General features: G+C 50.7%; 13 protein-coding genes, 2 tRNA genes and 1 rRNA gene. All 16 read left to right on the plus strand.

Annotated elements, in window-relative coordinates:
• Window positions 1-89 precede the first annotated feature (89 nt).
• Window positions 90-3,665, plus strand: a complete 3,576-nt coding sequence (locus DXA55_RS10920) for a DUF5717 family protein (protein WP_147342014.1) — start codon at window positions 90-92, stop codon at window positions 3,663-3,665.
• On the plus strand, window positions 3,647-4,894 hold the full coding sequence (locus DXA55_RS10925; protein WP_117814147.1) for a DUF5716 family protein: 1,248 nt from the start codon (window positions 3,647-3,649) through the stop codon (window positions 4,892-4,894). Before DXA55_RS10920 ends, DXA55_RS10925 begins: the two co-directional genes overlap by 19 nt.
• 3 nt (window positions 4,895-4,897) lie before the next feature.
• Window positions 4,898-5,674, plus strand: coding sequence for a hypothetical protein (locus DXA55_RS10930; protein WP_055267938.1), 777 nt, complete (start codon window positions 4,898-4,900; stop codon window positions 5,672-5,674).
• Window positions 5,675-6,110: 436 nt separating this feature from the next.
• On the plus strand, window positions 6,111-7,652 hold the full coding sequence (trpE, locus tag DXA55_RS10935; protein ID WP_117814149.1) for an anthranilate synthase component I: 1,542 nt from the start codon (window positions 6,111-6,113) through the stop codon (window positions 7,650-7,652).
• A complete protein-coding gene (locus tag DXA55_RS10940; RefSeq protein ID WP_022462657.1) occupies window positions 7,649-8,221 on the plus strand; it encodes an anthranilate synthase component II in 573 nt (190 codons plus the stop codon). The genes trpE and DXA55_RS10940 overlap by 4 nt, the downstream gene beginning before the upstream one ends.
• Window positions 8,222-8,255: 34 nt before the next feature.
• Window positions 8,256-9,275, plus strand: coding sequence for an anthranilate phosphoribosyltransferase (gene trpD / locus DXA55_RS10945; RefSeq protein WP_117814151.1), 1,020 nt, complete (start codon window positions 8,256-8,258; stop codon window positions 9,273-9,275).
• Window positions 9,276-9,279: 4 nt separating this feature from the next.
• Window positions 9,280-10,062: an indole-3-glycerol phosphate synthase TrpC gene (gene trpC, locus DXA55_RS10950; RefSeq protein ID WP_055219907.1), complete on the plus strand. Its 783-nt coding sequence runs from the start codon at window positions 9,280-9,282 to the stop codon at window positions 10,060-10,062.
• 53 nt (window positions 10,063-10,115) lie between these two features.
• A complete protein-coding gene (locus DXA55_RS10955) occupies window positions 10,116-10,724 on the plus strand; it encodes a phosphoribosylanthranilate isomerase (RefSeq protein ID WP_117814153.1) in 609 nt (202 codons plus the stop codon).
• Complete coding sequence (gene trpB / locus DXA55_RS10960) at window positions 10,717-11,901, plus strand: tryptophan synthase subunit beta (RefSeq protein ID WP_022462653.1); 1,185 nt, start codon at window positions 10,717-10,719, stop codon at window positions 11,899-11,901. The genes DXA55_RS10955 and trpB overlap by 8 nt, the downstream gene beginning before the upstream one ends.
• Window positions 11,894-12,676, plus strand: a complete 783-nt coding sequence (gene trpA / locus DXA55_RS10965) for a tryptophan synthase subunit alpha (RefSeq protein ID WP_055219903.1) — start codon at window positions 11,894-11,896, stop codon at window positions 12,674-12,676. The genes trpB and trpA overlap by 8 nt, the downstream gene beginning before the upstream one ends.
• A 137-nt stretch (window positions 12,677-12,813) precedes the next feature.
• A complete protein-coding gene (locus DXA55_RS10970; RefSeq protein ID WP_022462651.1) occupies window positions 12,814-13,737 on the plus strand; it encodes a ribonuclease Z in 924 nt (307 codons plus the stop codon).
• The gene (gene tsaD, locus DXA55_RS10975; protein WP_022462650.1) at window positions 13,730-14,755 is read left to right on the plus strand and encodes a tRNA (adenosine(37)-N6)-threonylcarbamoyltransferase complex transferase subunit TsaD; all 1,026 of its coding nucleotides are present in this window, start codon (window positions 13,730-13,732) and stop codon (window positions 14,753-14,755) included. Before DXA55_RS10970 ends, tsaD begins: the two co-directional genes overlap by 8 nt.
• 79 nt (window positions 14,756-14,834) lie before the next feature.
• A complete protein-coding gene (ispD, locus tag DXA55_RS10980; RefSeq protein ID WP_055219901.1) occupies window positions 14,835-15,563 on the plus strand; it encodes a 2-C-methyl-D-erythritol 4-phosphate cytidylyltransferase in 729 nt (242 codons plus the stop codon).
• Between the two features lie 250 nt (window positions 15,564-15,813).
• Window positions 15,814-15,899 (plus strand) — tRNA-Ser (locus DXA55_RS10985).
• A gap of 48 nt (window positions 15,900-15,947) precedes the next feature.
• Window positions 15,948-16,037: transfer RNA gene (locus tag DXA55_RS10990), tRNA-Ser, on the plus strand.
• Window positions 16,038-16,261: 224 nt separating this feature from the next.
• Window positions 16,262-16,474 (plus strand): 16S ribosomal RNA (locus tag DXA55_RS10995); the annotation flags it as partial.

Here is a 16,474-nt window from a genome sequence, read left to right on the forward strand (position 1 = left end):
CTTTCCGTTGCAATCCCGTGCGTCTTGGGGTATAATCAGACGTTGTGGAAAAGAACGAAAACGATTTAGATAAAATAAGGTGAAAAACATTGAGAAGAAGATTGGAACAACTGCTGAACGGCAGATTTGAATATGAGGTTCCCCATCTGCTGCTGTCCGAGACGGAGGTGGCCCTGACGCTGGACGAGGGGCAGAATTTCCGCGGAGAGCTGAATATCGGAGCGGAAGACGGGAGAAGAGTAAAAGGAATTGTGACCACAGATCATCAGAGAATCGTTCTGGCGAAAAATCAGTTCCAGGGAACGGCGAGTACGATTGAGTACGGCGTGGATACCAGCGGATTAAAAGCAGGCGATGAAATCTGTGGAAACATCACCGTCAGCAGCAATCTGGAGGAACGCTGCGTGCGGGTACACGTCTCGATTGCAGGAAAGACAATGAACATTTCCGGACAGGAGATTCATTCCCTGGCAGATTTTGTGCATCTGGCAAGCCATGATTTCGGCGCAGCGTACCGCTTCTTTGTAAAAAAAGAGTTTGCACGTCTTCTTCAGAAAGAGGCACCGGAGCAGATGGCACTTTATCAGGGACTGTCCCACAAGCCGGTGACATTTCAGCACCTGGAGGAATTTCTGGTTGCCCTCGGTCAGAAAGAGCCGGTGATGCTTTCGGCGGAACAGCCGGAGAAAACTGTGCTTACCGTGGACCAGCCGCGCAAGGAAACACTGTATCTGTATAAAAATACCTGGGGCTACGTCCGCATGGAAATCGAGGTGCAGGGAGACTTTCTGGAAGTGGAAAAGAAAGTCGTCACTTCAGAAGATTTCATCGGAAGCGTCTACGGTGTGGAATACATTATCCATCAGGAGAAAATCGGAAACGGCCGCCATTACGGCAGAATTACGGTGCGTCAGGGAAAACAGGAGCTTCGCTTTGAACTGGAAGTGACAAACAGCGAAAAACATGTGACCAGCAGGAAAAATACGGAGCGCGACCGTCAGATAACTGCCATCGCGCGCGGCTATCTCGATCTGGCAGTCCATAAACGCGACTACCGTACCTGGTATCAGGACACCTGGGAGGCCATCGAGCAGTTCGAAAAAGCCGGCGGAGACATGGCGTGGGTGACGCTGGGAAAAGCATGGCTGTACGAGAGCCATGAGGAAACCGGAAAAGCAAGAGAAACGCTTTCTTACGTAAAAGAGCATCAGGAACTGCTGGACACCGCGGAGAAAAAAGGAGCGTATCTGTATCTGGCATGGAAGCTGAAAATGGAAGTGGGCCATACCGAGCTGGTATCACGCCTTGGAACACTGATGCGGCAGGAGAGTGCAAGCTATTTTCTGTTAAAGCTTGCCATTGATGCCGACGATTCCTGGCAGCAGTCGCTGACCCGTCAGCTCTACGCGATGGAACTTTGCTATGAGTGCGGGTGCAAGAGCCCGCTTCTGTATCTGGATGCGGCACAGCTCTATCTCCGCCAGGAGGGACAGCTCCGCCGGATTTCGCCGTTCACCGTTCAGGTGCTGAAATTTGCGCAGAAAGAAGGCATTTTAAGCGGGGAACTGTTAAAACGGGCCGCTTATCTTACAGAGACGATGAAAACGTTCGATGAGAATGTCTATCAGATTCTGACTGCGGGCTATGAGCGTTTTCCATCCGATGAAGTGCTCGAAGCCATCTGCAAACTGGTGATGAAGGGCCGCCCGGTGCGGAAGGAATATTTCCCGTGGTATGCAAAAGCCGTGGAGCGGAACATCCGCATCACGCGCCTGTACGAGTACTATATCGAAACGATGGATGCGTCGTTCGACGAGGTCCTTCCGCAGGTCATCCGGATGTATTTCTCCTACAGCAACACACTGGCAGGCCAGAAGAAAGCGCTGATCTACGCCAACGTGATCAAAAACCGCGAAAAAGACCGCCATACATTCCAGAGCTACCGCCCGGCGATGGAGGTTTTCACGGCAAGACAGATCCAGAAAGGCCGCATGAACCGCGAATACGCCGCACTGTACCGGACTTTTCTGAAAAAACCGGAAGATCCCGACAGCGCAAAAGCGATCGCAAATGTGCTGTTTACCCATCATGTAACGTGTGAAAATCCGAAAATCACGCGTGTGATCGTCTGCCATCCGGCGATGGCGGGCGAAACGTCCTATCCGATGACGGAACGGGGTGCTTATATCCGTCTGTATGGCAAAAAAGCGCGGATTCTTCTCGAAGATGAGCAGCGCAGAAGATATGCGGTGACAGAAACCTGCCGCATAGAGCCATTGTTTACGGATGAAGAGCTTGCCCGTGCCTGCGGCGGTTTTGCCATTGAAAATCCGGGTCTGCTGCTGCACCTGTGCGGGGAGCAGGAAGAGGAGATGCAGCTTACCGCAGAAAATCTTGCCTGGTATCAGCAGGCAGCGCGCACGAGCGCATTTTCCAGTGCTTACCGGAAAACAGTGCGTCAGAAACTGCTGGAATACTATCTTGCCCATCCGGATGAGCGTGAGACCGAGGCAGCTGTTGCAGAGCTGGAGGACAGCGCTTACGCAAAGGTGGACCGTATTTCTACGATCGAGCTTCTGGTACGCTACGGCTGTTACAGCCGCGCCTTTGCCCTGACGGATCGGTACGGCTACGAAAAGATCCCGGTGTCGTGTCTCTTCCGTCTGGCGCATGCGATGATTCTGGAAAAAGAGTTTACAGAGGACGAGGAGCTTCTCTATCTGGCATCCTACGTGGTAAAACAGGGCATTTACGATGAAATTGTATTGTGCTATCTGAGAGATTATTTCACCGGTTCTATTGAGGATATGTGCAGTTTATGGGATAAAATCCGCGGCTTTCAGATGGAGAGCGACAAGCTGGAGGAGCGCATTCTGACCTGGTCCGTCTTTGTGCGCAGCCACCCGAAGTGGGAGCAGGAAATGCTGGAGAGCTACATCCGCCAGAGCGGAAAAGAGCATGTCATTCTGGCATACCTGACGTATCTTGCGATCGGCTATTTTATGGACGGAAAACCGCTTTCGGATCAGATGTTTGACTACTTGGACCGCGCCTGGAAACAGGGCTGGGAGCTGGACGAGATCTGCCGTTTTGCGATGCTGAAACATCTTTCCACGAAGCCGCAGCTTTCTGAGGAGGAAGAAAAAGAGGCGCATACCCTGCTTCTGGCGTTTACGAAACAGGGACTCCGCTTTGCCTTCTACAAGGATCTGCCGGAGCACCTGACCGAAGGCTTCCAGATCGGCGACCGCATGTTCATCGAGGAGCGCCAGAGAGCGGAGGCAAAGGTGACGATTCATTACCGGACAAACGCCGAAGAAACATGGAAGAGCGAACCGATGCGCAATATGTATCAGGGCATTTTTGTGAAAGAGTTTCTGCTGTTCTACGGCGAGAAAATGGAGTATTACCTGACCTTTACGAACCGTCAGGGCGAGGGAAAAACAGAGGTGAAAACCGTCTCCATGACCGGCGAACCAAAAACAGGAAAGACGCGGTACCAGCTTCTGAATCAGATGAAAGCAGCGCGCGCGGCAGGAGATTCGGAAAAAGCAGAAGAAGCATTCCAAAAGTATCTGCAGCAGGAGGCTCTGGTTCGGAACTGTTTTGCACTTGTGGATGAAAAGAAGCAGCAGGAGGATACGACATGGAACAGAAAAATTTAATTTTAGGATTTGATTTTGGAGAGAAATATTCCCAGTTCTGCTGCTATGACAGGGGAACCCATACGGCCGTCTCCATCCCGGTAAAAGAAGGAGAAGAGGCGGTGGAATTTCCGACCGCCATTGCCAAAAAACGGAATGAGGAAACGTGGAAAACAGGACCGGATGCAGAAAAATCTGCTCACGCGGAAAACGGCATCTGGCTGGACAATCTGTACGAGATCTGCATGGGATCCCGCATCTGCCAGATCGAAAACCGGGATTACACGCCGGGAGAAGTCCTTGGCACGTTCCTTCGCGAAGCACTGAAGATGATCGGCATCGAGCGCCCGGACCAGCAGATCCAGGCGATGATGATCACCACGGGCCATCTGACCCGTCCATTTGTGGAAAATGTGCGTGAAGCATACAAGATAATCGGACTTCCGCGCGGCAGAGCCTACCTGCAGGAGCATGACGAGAGCTTTTACTGCCATGTGCTGAACCAGAAGCCGGAGCTCTGGAGCCGTAAAGTCGGTCTGTTTTTCCTGAAAGATGAGGAAGCATCGTTTTCTGAACTTTCCATCAGCCGTAAAACGAAGCCGGCAACTGTGACCGTAAAACGGGGGCCAAAAGCCGCACTTTCGATCGAGCCGATGGAGCGCGACCGCGATTTCTGCCATCTGATGGGAGAAGCGATGGGGAATGAAATTTATTCCAGCGTATTTCTGGTGAGCGAGGAGTTCGACCTTGCCTGGGCCGACAACTCTCTGCGTCAGTTAAAGAAAAACCAGAGAAGAATCTTCGGCGGAACGAACCTGTTTGCACAGGGCGCCTGCTTTTCCGCGCGCGAAAAAGTGGAGGAGCGCCGCTTAAAGGGCTATCTCTTCCTCGGAAATGACCTCGTGCGCTACAACATCGGCATGGAGATGATGATCAATGGTTCTCCGACATACTATGCGCTGATTGCAGCCGGTGTGAACTGGTATGAAGCAGAAAAAGAATGTGAGCTGATCCTCGACGGAACAGAGGAGCTGGAATTTGTTGTAAGCTCCATGGAAAGCGGAAAACGAAACCGCTATACCATGAAGCTGGACGGGCTGCCCAAACGGCCGCCGAAGACAACACGGATCCGTCTGCGTCTGGAGTATGATTCTCCGGTTACGTGTCAGATCACCGCAGAGGATTTAGGGTTTGGCGATATGTTCCCGGCAAGCCACAAAATCTGGCACGAGACGATGGGGGAGGTGTAAACGATGAGCGGTTATATTTTATGTCAGGTCAAACGGGCGAAAAATCCGTATTATATTTCCAACATCAGCACAAATATATATTCCATCGAGGAACTGTGCTATTATCTGTACCACAACATCTATCTGCTGGACGAGACCATCATTAACGAGCAGCTGCTGGTGTGGATGAAAGAAGAACTCCACTTAAGAAGACTGTACCAGCGTCTCTACGTCCTTCTGGAGGAGAAAAAGAACATCGGTGAGTTTATCCTGCCGATCTTCAAGGAGATCAATTATCTTTCCCACGATCAGTTCCGTGAGATGAATGAGCGCCTGAAACGGTTCGAGGAGCAGCCGGAGATTGTGCGGAAAAAAATCAAGGGAGACTACCTTGTCGACCACGAAAAATATATCAATGCGATCCAGGTTTACCAGGAAACGCTGAAAGATACCGAGGAAAACGAAACCAACATGGGAAGCCAGTTCACCGGAAGTATTTACAACAACATGGGCTGTGCCTACGCAAGTCTGTTCCAGATGAATGAAGCACTTACGTGCTTTCAGAAAGCAAATGAAGAGCTGCACACGAAAGCATCGTTAAAGAGCTGGCTGTTTGCGGTCTACATGAGCAAAGGACAGGACGCCTATGAGCAGATGTGCACCGAGCGGAAAGTGGATGCCGAGACGAAACGGGAGATGGACCGCCAGATCACCGAGGCAATGCAGGTCGAGCTCCCGCACGATCTGGACGAAGCTCTTACGGCGTGGACACGGGAATATCATAAAAATACCGGACTTTGAACAAAAAGAACAAAAAAATTACTTGACAGCAAAAAAGAATGGGACTATAATACAGCGCATAAGAAAAAAGTAAATACTTCGAAACCGATGAAGTGGAGATAACGTTGGAAGCGCACTCACAGAGAGCCCGGGCAGGTGGAAGCCGGACAGAAAGCGGATCAGCAAATGGACCACGGAGGGTACAGGGAAAAGCGGGAAACCGTCTGAGTATTCTGTAACGTGCAGGCATACGTTAGTTGCCAGGAATATGATCGTATTCTGCAGAGCGTGTGAGCAATCGCAAAACAAGGTGGCACCACGAGTATAAAAATATACCCGCCCTTGGCAAAGAACAAAGTGATTCTTTGCCGGGGGCGGTTTTTTGTATATCAGAAATTGGTTCTGAGGACCAGTGTTGATGACAGCCTTTGCAGACACAAGGAGAGGAGATAACAAGATGAAACAGATGACGTTAGAAGAAATTTCAAAAGCAGCCGCATCGGGAGCTTTTCGGAAAATCCCGGTAAGCAGAGAAATTTATTCGGATATCCGTACACCAGTAGAAACACTGAAAGTCCTGCAGGGCGTCAGCAGCCACTGCTACATGCTCGAAAGCGTGGAGGATAAAAAACAGTGGGGAAGATACACTTTTCTCGGCTACGATCCGTCGCTGGAACTCACCTGTGTCAACGGAAACCTGACAATCACCGCCGATGCGGCAGAGATGAAAAAAGTAGAAGATATTCCGGAAAGCCACGAAGAACAGCTTCCGACCGGACAGATCCGGCTGACTGCAAAGACAGCCCATCCGGGAGCCGTCATCAAAACCCTGATTGAGAAAAATAAAAGTCCGAAGATCGCGACACTGCCGACCTTCACCGGCGGCCTCGTCGGATACTTCTCTTACGATTACATCAAGTACAGCGAGCCGACCTTAAAGCTGGACGCAGAAGATCAGGAACGTTTCAAAGATGTCGACCTGATGCTGTTCGATAAGGTCATCGCCTATGATAATTACCGTCAGAAAATCGTACTGATGATTAATATCGAAACCGAAAATCTCGAAGAAAATTACGTAAAAGCCGTACAGGAACTCGAAAAAATGGAAGAGCTGATCCGCTTTGGAAAACCGGCCGAGACGAAAGCCGGCCACCTGAAATCCGAGTTCCGCCCGCTCTTCGATGAGAAAGCGTACTGTGAGAAAGTCGAGCAGGTCAAACATTATATCCACGAGGGAGACCTCTTCCAGCTCGTTCTCTCCAACCGGCTCGAAGCTGATTTTGAGGGAAGCCTCCTCGATACGTACCGCGTTCTCCGCACGACGAATCCGTCGCCGTACATGTTCTACTTCTCGAGTGATGATGTCGAGATCGCCGGTGCATCCCCGGAAACTCTCGTAAAAGTCGAGGACGGAGAGGTCCGGACCTTCCCGCTTGCCGGAACGCGGCCGAGAGGAAAGAGCTATGAAGAAGACCAGCGGCTGGAAAAAGAACTCCTCGCCGATGAAAAAGAGCGTGCCGAGCACAACATGCTGGTTGATCTGGGAAGAAACGATCTCGGAAAGATCTGTGATTTCGGAACCGTGGAAGTAGAAAAATACATGTCAATCGAGCGTTACTCCCACGTCATGCACATCGGTTCCACTGTAAAAGGACAGCTTCGGAAAGACAAGACCGCAGTCGATGCCATCGATTCCGTTCTCCCGGCCGGAACCCTCTCCGGTGCACCAAAGCTCCGTGCCTGCCAGATCATCAACGAGCTGGAAAACAACAAGCGCGGCATTTACGGCGGTGCGATCGGCTATCTGGATTTCACCGGAAATATGGACACCTGCATTGCAATCCGGCTTGCGTTTAAGAAAAACGGAAAAGTGTTCGTCCGCTCCGGTGCCGGCATTGTAGCCGACAGCGTACCGGAAAAAGAGCATCAGGAATGCATCAACAAAGCAAAGGCCGTGATGGTCGCACTTGCAGAGGCAGAAGGAGGAAGCAACTTATGATACTGCTGGTAGATAATTATGACAGTTTTTCCTATAACCTGTATCAGCTCGCCGGTTCGATCAATCCGGACATGAAGGTCATCCGGAACGATGAGATGACGATCGACGAAATCTGCGCACTGGCACCGGCATCCATCATTTTATCTCCCGGACCGGGCCGTCCGGAGCAGGCAGGCCGATGCATGGAGATTGTAGAAAAATTAGGCGGCGAGATCCCGATCCTCGGTGTCTGCCTCGGCCATCAGGCAATCTGTGCCGCGTACGGCGCGACCGTCACCTATGCGAAACAGCTGATGCACGGCAAACAGTCCGAGACAACGCTGGATCTTACCTCGGAATTATTCCAGGGGCTGCCGGAAACCGTTCCGGTTGCAAGATACCATTCCCTCGCAGCTGATGAAGCGACACTGCCGGAAACCTTAAAGGTAACGGCAAGAACTGCAGACGGCGAGGTCATGGCAGTCGAGGACAGTGAGAAAAAGATCTACGGAGTCCAGTTTCATCCGGAATCCATTCTGACCCCGCAGGGCAGACAGATGGTAGAAAACTTCTTAAAAATTACAAGATAGATCACAGGACAGCAAAGAAAGAGAGAAACAGAATATGATTCGGGAAGCGATTGTAAAACTGGTAAATAAAGAGAACTTAACCTACGAGATGGCAGAGGGCGCCATGGATGAAATCATGGGAGGAAAAGCCGATCCGATCCAGATCAGCGCATTTTTAACTGCCATGACGATGAAAGGCGAGACAATCGAAGAGATCACCGCATGTGCCAACGGCATGAGAAAGCACGGTGTTCACATGGAACATGACAAGGATGTTCTGGAAATCGTCGGAACCGGCGGAGATAAATCCAATTCCTTCAACATCTCCACAACAGCATCCCTTGTGATCTCTGCAGGCGGCGTCGCAGTTGCGAAACACGGAAACCGCGCCGCATCGAGCAAATCCGGCGCAGCCGACTGTCTCGAAGCGCTCGGCGTCAAAATCGACCTGGAGCCGGAGAAAAACAAAGAAGTTCTGGAAAAACTTGGAATCTGTTTCCTGTTCGCACAGAAATACCACATGTCCATGAAATACGTGGCACCGGTCCGCAAGATGCTCGGCATCCGGACCATTTTCAACATCCTCGGACCGCTGACCAACCCGGCAGCAGCCACGATGCAGGTGATGGGTGTCTACGAGGAAGCACTTGTCCGCCCGATGGCAGAAGTTCTCTCCAATCTTGGTGTCAAACGCGGCATGGTTGTCTACGGCCAGGACTGCCTCGATGAAATTTCCTTAAGCGCACCGACAAGCGTCTGCGAGATCAAGGACGGAACGTTTGAGGAATACGTCATCACACCGGAAGAGTTCGGCATGACCCGCTGTACCAAAGAAGAGCTGGTCGGCGGAACCCCGCAGGAGAATGCTGAAATTACGAAAGAAATTCTTGCAGGAAAGAAAGGCCCGGCAAGAGACGCTGTTGTCCTGAATGCCGCCGCAGCCCTTCATGTAGCAAAAGAAATCCCGATGCAGGACGCTGTAAAACTGGCAGAGGAGCTGATCGACAGCGGAAAAGCACAGAAAAAACTCGAAGAGTTTGTGTCACTCGCCAATAAATTGGCAGAAGAGGAATAAACATATGATACTGGAAACGATTGCAGAAGCCACAAGAAAACGTGTCGCTGCAGAAAAAGAGAAGTGTTCTCTTGCAGAAATGAAAGAAAAAGCAACGGCGATGAACCCGGACACCGGATTCCCGTTTGAACAGACGCTGAAAAAGCCGGGCATGTCCTTTATCTGCGAGGTAAAAAAAGCCTCCCCGTCGAAGGGCATCATCGCAGAAGATTTCCCCTATCTGGAGATCGCAAAGGAATATGAAGCGGCCGGTGCCTCCGCCATTTCCTGCCTGACTGAGCCGGAATACTTCAAAGGCGACAAGCGTTACTTAAAAAAAATTGCAGAAACCGTATCCATCCCGGTTCTGCGGAAAGATTTTACCGTGGATCCCTATATGATCTACGAGGCAAAGGTGCTCGGAGCCACCGCTGTCCTTCTGATCTGTGCGCTGCTGCCGGAGGAAACCTTAAAAGAATATCTGGAAACAGCGCATTCCCTCGGCCTTTCCGCTCTTGTGGAAGCCCACGATGAGGCGGAGGTTGCACAGGCCATGCGCGCCGGAGCAAGGATCATCGGCGTCAACAACCGCAACTTAAAAGATTTCACGGTCGATATCCACAACAGTGAGCGGCTGCGGGAGCTTGTCCCGGAAAACATTGTTTTCGTATCCGAGAGCGGCATCAAAACGCCGGAGGATGTCGGAAGACTGTATCAGAATAAAACCGATGCCGTTCTGATCGGCGAAACGCTGATGCGGAGCAGCAACAAAAAAGCAGAGCTTGAAAAACTCTCTTCAATGTGTTAAAGTGGTAACGTAAGTGCGCGAAACAAAACAGAGCGCACGGGGAGTCAAACGTTATGGAAGAACAGACCAGAATCAAAATCTGCGGGCTCACACGGCTGGAAGACATCGATGCGGTGAATGAGCTGAAGCCCGAATATGTCGGCTTTGTCTTTGCAAAAAGCCGCAGACAGATTACAAAAGAACATGCCGTGACGCTGCGGTGCTATCTGGATCCCGAAATCCAGGCGGTCGGCGTCTTTGTGAACGAGCTTCCGGCGATTGTCGCAGGATACCTCGAAGAGGGCGTCATCGATCTGGCACAGCTCCACGGAAATGAGAGTGAAGAATATATCCATTCGCTCCGGTTCCGCACCGGCGGGGAACTGATCAAGGCATTTTCCATCAAAACCAGGGAGGACGTCGAAAAGGCGAAAAAAAGCAGCGCCGATTACATCCTTCTCGACCACGGAAAAGGCGGTACCGGCGAATCGTTCGACTGGTCACTGATCAGAAACATGGACCGCCCGTATTTCCTTGCGGGAGGCCTGAACGCCGAAAATGTGGAACAGGCGATTTTACAGACACATCCCTTCGCCGTCGACATCAGCAGCGGTGTCGAGACAGACGGCGTAAAGGACCCGGAAAAAATCACAGAATGCATAAGGAGGATAAGACATGTCTGACGGAAGATTTGGTATTCACGGAGGCCAGTACATACCGGAAACTCTGATGAATGAAATTATCAATTTGGAAAAACAGTACAATTATTATAAAAACGATCCGGAGTTCTGCCAGGAGCTCGATGACCTGCTGAAAAATTACGCGGGCCGCCCGTCCCTTCTCTACTACGCAGAGAAAATGACAAAGGATCTCGGCGGAGCAAAAATTTACCTCAAACGAGAGGATCTGAACCACACCGGAGCCCACAAAATCAACAACGTGCTCGGACAGTGCCTCCTCGCAAAAAGAATGGGAAAAACCCGTGTCATCGCAGAGACCGGAGCCGGCCAGCACGGTGTGGCAACCGCAACGGCAGCAGCGCTGATGGGACTTGAGTGTGAGATCTTCATGGGAAAAGAAGACACCGACCGTCAGGCCCTCAATGTATACCGGATGGAGCTTCTCGGTGCAAAAGTAAATGCCGTTACTACCGGAACTATGACCTTAAAAGATGCCGTCAATGAGGCGATGCGCGAGTGGGTATCACGTGTCGATGACACCCACTACGTTCTCGGTTCCGTTATGGGCCCGCATCCGTTCCCGACCATCGTCCGCGATTTCCAGGCTGTCATCAGCAAAGAGGCAAGAGAGCAGATCCTCGAAAAAGAAGGAAAACTCCCGAAAGCCGTCATGGCATGCGTCGGCGGCGGAAGCAATGCGATGGGTATGTTCTATAACTTCATCAATGACAAAAATGTCCGCCTGATTGGATGCGAGGCAGCAGGACGCGGCGTCAACACCGCAGAGACTGCAGCAACCATTGCAACCGGAACACTCGGCGTCTTCCACGGTATGAAATCCTACTTCTGCCAGGATAAATACGGTCAGATCGCACCGGTTTACTCGATTTCCGCAGGCCTTGACTACCCGGGCATTGGACCGGAGCATGCATATCTGCATGACATCGGCCGCGCCGAATACGTTCCGGTAACGGACGATGAGGCAGTAGAAGCTTTTGAATACCTCGCAAGAACCGAGGGTATCATCTGTGCGATCGAGAGTGCCCATGCAGTAGCCCATGCGATGAAGATCGCAAAAGAATTTGATCCGGAAGACTCCATCATCATCTGCCTGTCCGGACGCGGAGACAAAGACGTAGCAGCCATTGCAAGATACAGAGGGAGGGATCTTCATGAGTAAAGTAACAGAAGCATTTTCAAACAGCAAAGCATTCATTCCGTTTCTGACAGCCGGAGACCCGAACATTGAAAAAACAGAGAATTATATTCTGGAGCTCGAAAAAGCAGGCGCAGACCTGATCGAGATCGGAATCCCGTTCTCGGATCCGATTGCCGAGGGCGTTGTCATCCAGGAGGCAGACCTCCGTTCCTTAAAAGCCGGAACTACCACCGATAAAATTTTCGATATGGTAGCCTCCGTGCGCAAAAAAACAGACATTCCGCTGGTGTTTATGACCTACTTAAACCCGGTGTTCCATTACGGATACGAGCCGTTCTTTACAAAATGCGAGGAAGTCGGCATCAATGGCATCATCATCCCGGATATGCCGTATGAGGAAAAAGGCGAATTAAACGATATTGCGCGCAGCCATCAGGTAGATGTCATTTCCCTGATTGCGCCGACGTCTGAGCAGCGCATCCAGAAAATTGCCGCAGACGCCGAAGGTTTTATCTACCTCGTATCGTCTCTGGGCGTTACCGGTGTCAGAAGCGAGATCAAGACAGACCTCGATTCCATGATCGCCGCAATCCGCAAAGTAACCGATATTCCGGTAGCCGTAGGCTTCGGCATCAACACGACCGATCAGGCGGCCAACATTGCAAAAATTGCGGACGGTGTCATCGTCGGAAGCGCTATCGTCAAAATGATTGCGAAGTACGGCACTCATGCGGAGCAGCACATCTATACGTATGTCCGCATGATGAAGGAAGCTGTCATGACAGCAAATAAATAAAACCCGCGTCATTGCGTGTTTGAAAAAACTGTGTTAAGATGAGAGCGTGTCTGAAACAAACCGTTTTGGACACGCTTTTTCAACGTAAAATACCTGACCGGCTTTCGAAAAAGCCGGATAGAATATGGAGGAAAAACGTGTTAGATGTATGTTTACTGGGAACAGGCGGTATGATGCCTCTGCCAGGCAGACGCCTGACCGCCCTGATGACCCGATACAACGGAAGCAGCCTTCTGATCGACTGCGGCGAGGGAACCCAGGTTGCCATCAAGGAAAAAGGCTGGACCTTTAAGCCGATTGATGCCATCTGCTTCACCCATTACCACGCAGACCACATCAGCGGCCTTCCAGGACTTCTCCTGACGATGGGAAACACTGACCGGAGAGAACCGCTGACCATGATCGGCCCAAAAGGCCTGGAGCGCGTCGTCAATTCACTGCGTGTCATCTGCCCGGAGCTGCCGTTCCCGATTGTATTTCACGAGGTGACAGCGCCGGAGGAAGTGATCGAGATGAACGGCTACAAAATCACAGCCTTCCGCGTGCAGCACAATATCACCTGCTACGGCTATTCGCTGGAGATCTCCCGCAAGGGAAAATTCGATGTGGAGCGCGCTAAAGCACAGGAAATTCCGATTAAATGCTGGAATCCGCTGCAGAAAGGCGAGACTGTCACCCTGGATGGAAAGACGTATACGCCGGACATGGTCCTCGGCCCTGCCAGAAAAGGACTGAAGGTGACCTACTGCACCGATACCCGCCCGATTCCGTCGATCTCCGAACATGCGAAAGGCTCCGACCTTTTCATCTGCGAGGGAATGTACGGCGAGCCGGAAAAACAGGCAAAAGCAAAAGAATTTAAGCATATGACCTTCTACGAGGCGGCAAAACTGGCAAAAGATGCCGAGGCTGCCGAAATGTGGCTGACCCACTTTTCCCCGTCGCTCGTCGGCCCGCAGCGGTACATGGATGAGGTACAGAAGATTTTCCCGGCCGCAGAGCTTGGAAAAGACGGAAGATCAGTAGAACTGTTATTTGAAGAGGAAACGAAAAATGAGTGAAAAAGATACCCTGATTCTTGCAATTGAGAGCTCCTGCGATGAAACCGCAGCCTCCGTCGTGAAAAACGGAAGATGTGTGCTGTCTAACATTATTTCATCCCAGATCGCCATCCATACCCTGTATGGCGGTGTTGTGCCGGAAATTGCATCCAGAAAACATATCGAAAAAATCAACCAGGTTGTAGAAGCGGCCTTAAAAGAAGCCGATGTCACTCTGGATGATATCGATGCGATCGGTGTTACGTACGGCCCTGGTCTTGTCGGCGCACTTCTCGTCGGCGTGGCAGAGGCAAAAGCGATCGCCTATGCAAAAAAGAAACCGCTGGTCGGCGTTCACCATATTGAAGGCCACGTCTCGGCGAACTATATCGAACACCCGGATCTGGAGCCGCCGTTCCTGTGTGAAATCATCTCCGGAGGCCATACCCATCTTGTCATTGTAAAAGATTACGGTTCTTTCGAAATCCTCGGAAGAACGAGAGACGACGCAGCCGGAGAAGCCTTCGACAAGGTAGCCCGTGCCATCGGACTCGGCTATCCGGGCGGACCGAAGATCGACAAGCTGGCAAAAGAAGGAAACCCGCACGCCATCGACTTCCCGCGTGCCCACATGGAGGATGCGCCGTATGACTTCAGCTTCAGCGGCGTAAAATCTGCCGTTTTAAACCATCTGAACAAATGCCGGATGACAGGCGAACCAATTGTCGAAGCAGACATCGCTGCGTCCTTCCAGCAGGCCGTTGTGGACGTTCTGGTGGATAATGCCATCCGTGCGGCCAAAGATTACCATATGGACCGTCTGGCGATCGCCGGCGGCGTTGCATCGAACGGGGCACTCCGCGCGGCGATGGAAGCAGCATGTGAAAAAGAGGGCATCCGCTTTTACCGTCCGTCCCCGATCTTCTGTACCGACAATGCGGCCATGATCGGTGTGGCAGCTTACTACGAGTACCAGAAGGGAACCCGCCACGGCTGGGACCTGAATGCCGTACCGAACCTGAAGCTTGGAGAACGATAAGAAAAAGAAACTTCCGCAGCAGAACGGAGAAGAGAGATCTGCTGCGGAGTTTTTGCATTTGTAGAAAACGGAGGAAAAGATGAGCGAGAAGAAAGAAAAATACACTGCGGTTGTCCTGGCAGCCGGAAAGGGAACCCGGATGGGCGGAAGCGTAGCAAAACAGTTTCTGGAAATCGGAGGAAAACCAGTCGTGGTTTACGCGCTGGAGGTTTTTGAACATTCGCCGGAGATTGACCAGATCATTCTTGTGACAGGTGCGGATAAAATAGAATACTGTCAGAAAGAGATTATCGAAAAATATGGAATTAAGAAAACTGTTTCCGTATGCGCAGGCGGAAGGGAACGGTATGAATCTGTCTGGAAAGCATTGCAGACGCTGAAAAGCCTGGAAAGCGAACAGGATCAGAAGACCGATTACGTTCTGATTCACGATGGCGCCCGCCCGTTTTTAAACCAGGAAATGCTGGAACGTCTCTGCGCATGTGTAAAAGAAGAAAAAGCCTGTGTCCTTGGCATGCCGGTCAAGGATACCATCAAGCTTACCGATGAAAACGGAAAAATCAGGGAAAGCCCGCGAAGAGATCTCGTATGGCAGGCACAGACCCCGCAGGCCTTTGCAGCAGAGCTTCTGTTTCCGGCATTCGAAAAACTGATGCAGCATTCCACAGAAGGAATCACCGACGATGCCATGGTTGTGGAGCAGGAGATGGGAATCGCATCAGTGATGGTAAAAGGCGGCTATGAAAATATAAAAATCACAACACCGGAGGATCTGCTCGTTGCAGAGAGCTTTCTGGCAGAAAAATAGAAAAAAGCAAAATACAGAAAGCAAACTATAAATGGATAAAAACAAATGTGTGAATTGCAAAACAGGGAAAAACAGCGAAAACGAAAAAGAAATTGAAAAAAATGTAAAAAAAATTCAAAAAAGTGGTTGACATTCTGAAACACTGCTGATATAATAACGAATGTCGCTGAGCGAGAGAGATAAAAACGCAAAGCTGACAAGCCAAAAACTGAGATGATTTCGGGAGTTACCGAGATTTGAATTCACACACGGAGAGGTATCGAAGCGGTCATAACGAGGCGGTCTTGAAAACCGTTTGTCCGAAAGGGCGCGTGGGTTCGAATCCCACCCTCTCCGCTCAAAACTCAGTTAATTGAATATCTGATTATGAATCAGGCAAACTATGGAGAAGTACCCAAGCTGGCTGAAGGGGCTCCCCTGGAAAGGGAGTAGGTCGTTAATAGCGGCGCGAGGGTTCAAATCCCTCCTTCTCCGCTCGGCTTTGAAAAAAAGTTGAAAAAAGTTCTTGACAAATGCAAATGAGTTTGATAAAATAAACAAGTTGCTGATCGAGAGAACAGCAAAGATCCTTGATAATTAAACAATGAAACACATCCTCGAAAGTTCTGAATAAGTAATTCAAAACGATCGAAAGATCCTTAAAACAGTAAAAGGGATAAATTAGCTAGTATGTTGATTTTGAACTTGGAACAAACATTTTATCAGAGAGTTTGATCCTGGCTCAGGATGAACGCTGGCGGCGTGCTTAACACATGCAAGTCGAGCGAAGCAGTTAAGTTGATTTCTTCGGATTGATTCTTAATTGACTGAGCGGCGGACGGGTGAGTAACGCGTGGGTGACCTGCCCCATACCGGGGGATAACAGCTGGAAACGGCTGCTAATACCGCATAAGCGCACAGAGCTGCATGGC

This window comes from Blautia sp. OF03-13, assembly GCF_003460685.1.
GTDB lineage: Bacteria > Bacillota > Clostridia > Lachnospirales > Lachnospiraceae > Fusicatenibacter > Fusicatenibacter saccharivorans.

Excerpts from the sequence above, each read along its gene's own strand:
- DXA55_RS10925 (WP_117814147.1), top strand. The coding sequence starts at position 3,647 with ATGGAACAGAAAAATTTAATTTTAGGATTTGATTTTGGAGAGAAATAT.
- DXA55_RS10930 (WP_055267938.1), top strand. The coding sequence starts at position 4,898 with ATGAGCGGTTATATTTTATGTCAGGTCAAACGGGCGAAAAATCCGTAT.
- trpE (WP_117814149.1), top strand. The coding sequence starts at position 6,111 with ATGAAACAGATGACGTTAGAAGAAATTTCAAAAGCAGCCGCATCGGGA.
- DXA55_RS10940 (WP_022462657.1), top strand. The coding sequence starts at position 7,649 with ATGATACTGCTGGTAGATAATTATGACAGTTTTTCCTATAACCTGTAT.
- trpD (WP_117814151.1), top strand. The coding sequence starts at position 8,256 with ATGATTCGGGAAGCGATTGTAAAACTGGTAAATAAAGAGAACTTAACC.
- trpC (WP_055219907.1), top strand. The coding sequence starts at position 9,280 with ATGATACTGGAAACGATTGCAGAAGCCACAAGAAAACGTGTCGCTGCA.
- DXA55_RS10955 (WP_117814153.1), top strand. The coding sequence starts at position 10,116 with ATGGAAGAACAGACCAGAATCAAAATCTGCGGGCTCACACGGCTGGAA.
- trpB (WP_022462653.1), top strand. The coding sequence starts at position 10,717 with ATGTCTGACGGAAGATTTGGTATTCACGGAGGCCAGTACATACCGGAA.
- trpA (WP_055219903.1), top strand. The coding sequence starts at position 11,894 with ATGAGTAAAGTAACAGAAGCATTTTCAAACAGCAAAGCATTCATTCCG.
- tsaD (WP_022462650.1), top strand. The coding sequence starts at position 13,730 with ATGAGTGAAAAAGATACCCTGATTCTTGCAATTGAGAGCTCCTGCGAT.
- ispD (WP_055219901.1), top strand. The coding sequence starts at position 14,835 with ATGAGCGAGAAGAAAGAAAAATACACTGCGGTTGTCCTGGCAGCCGGA.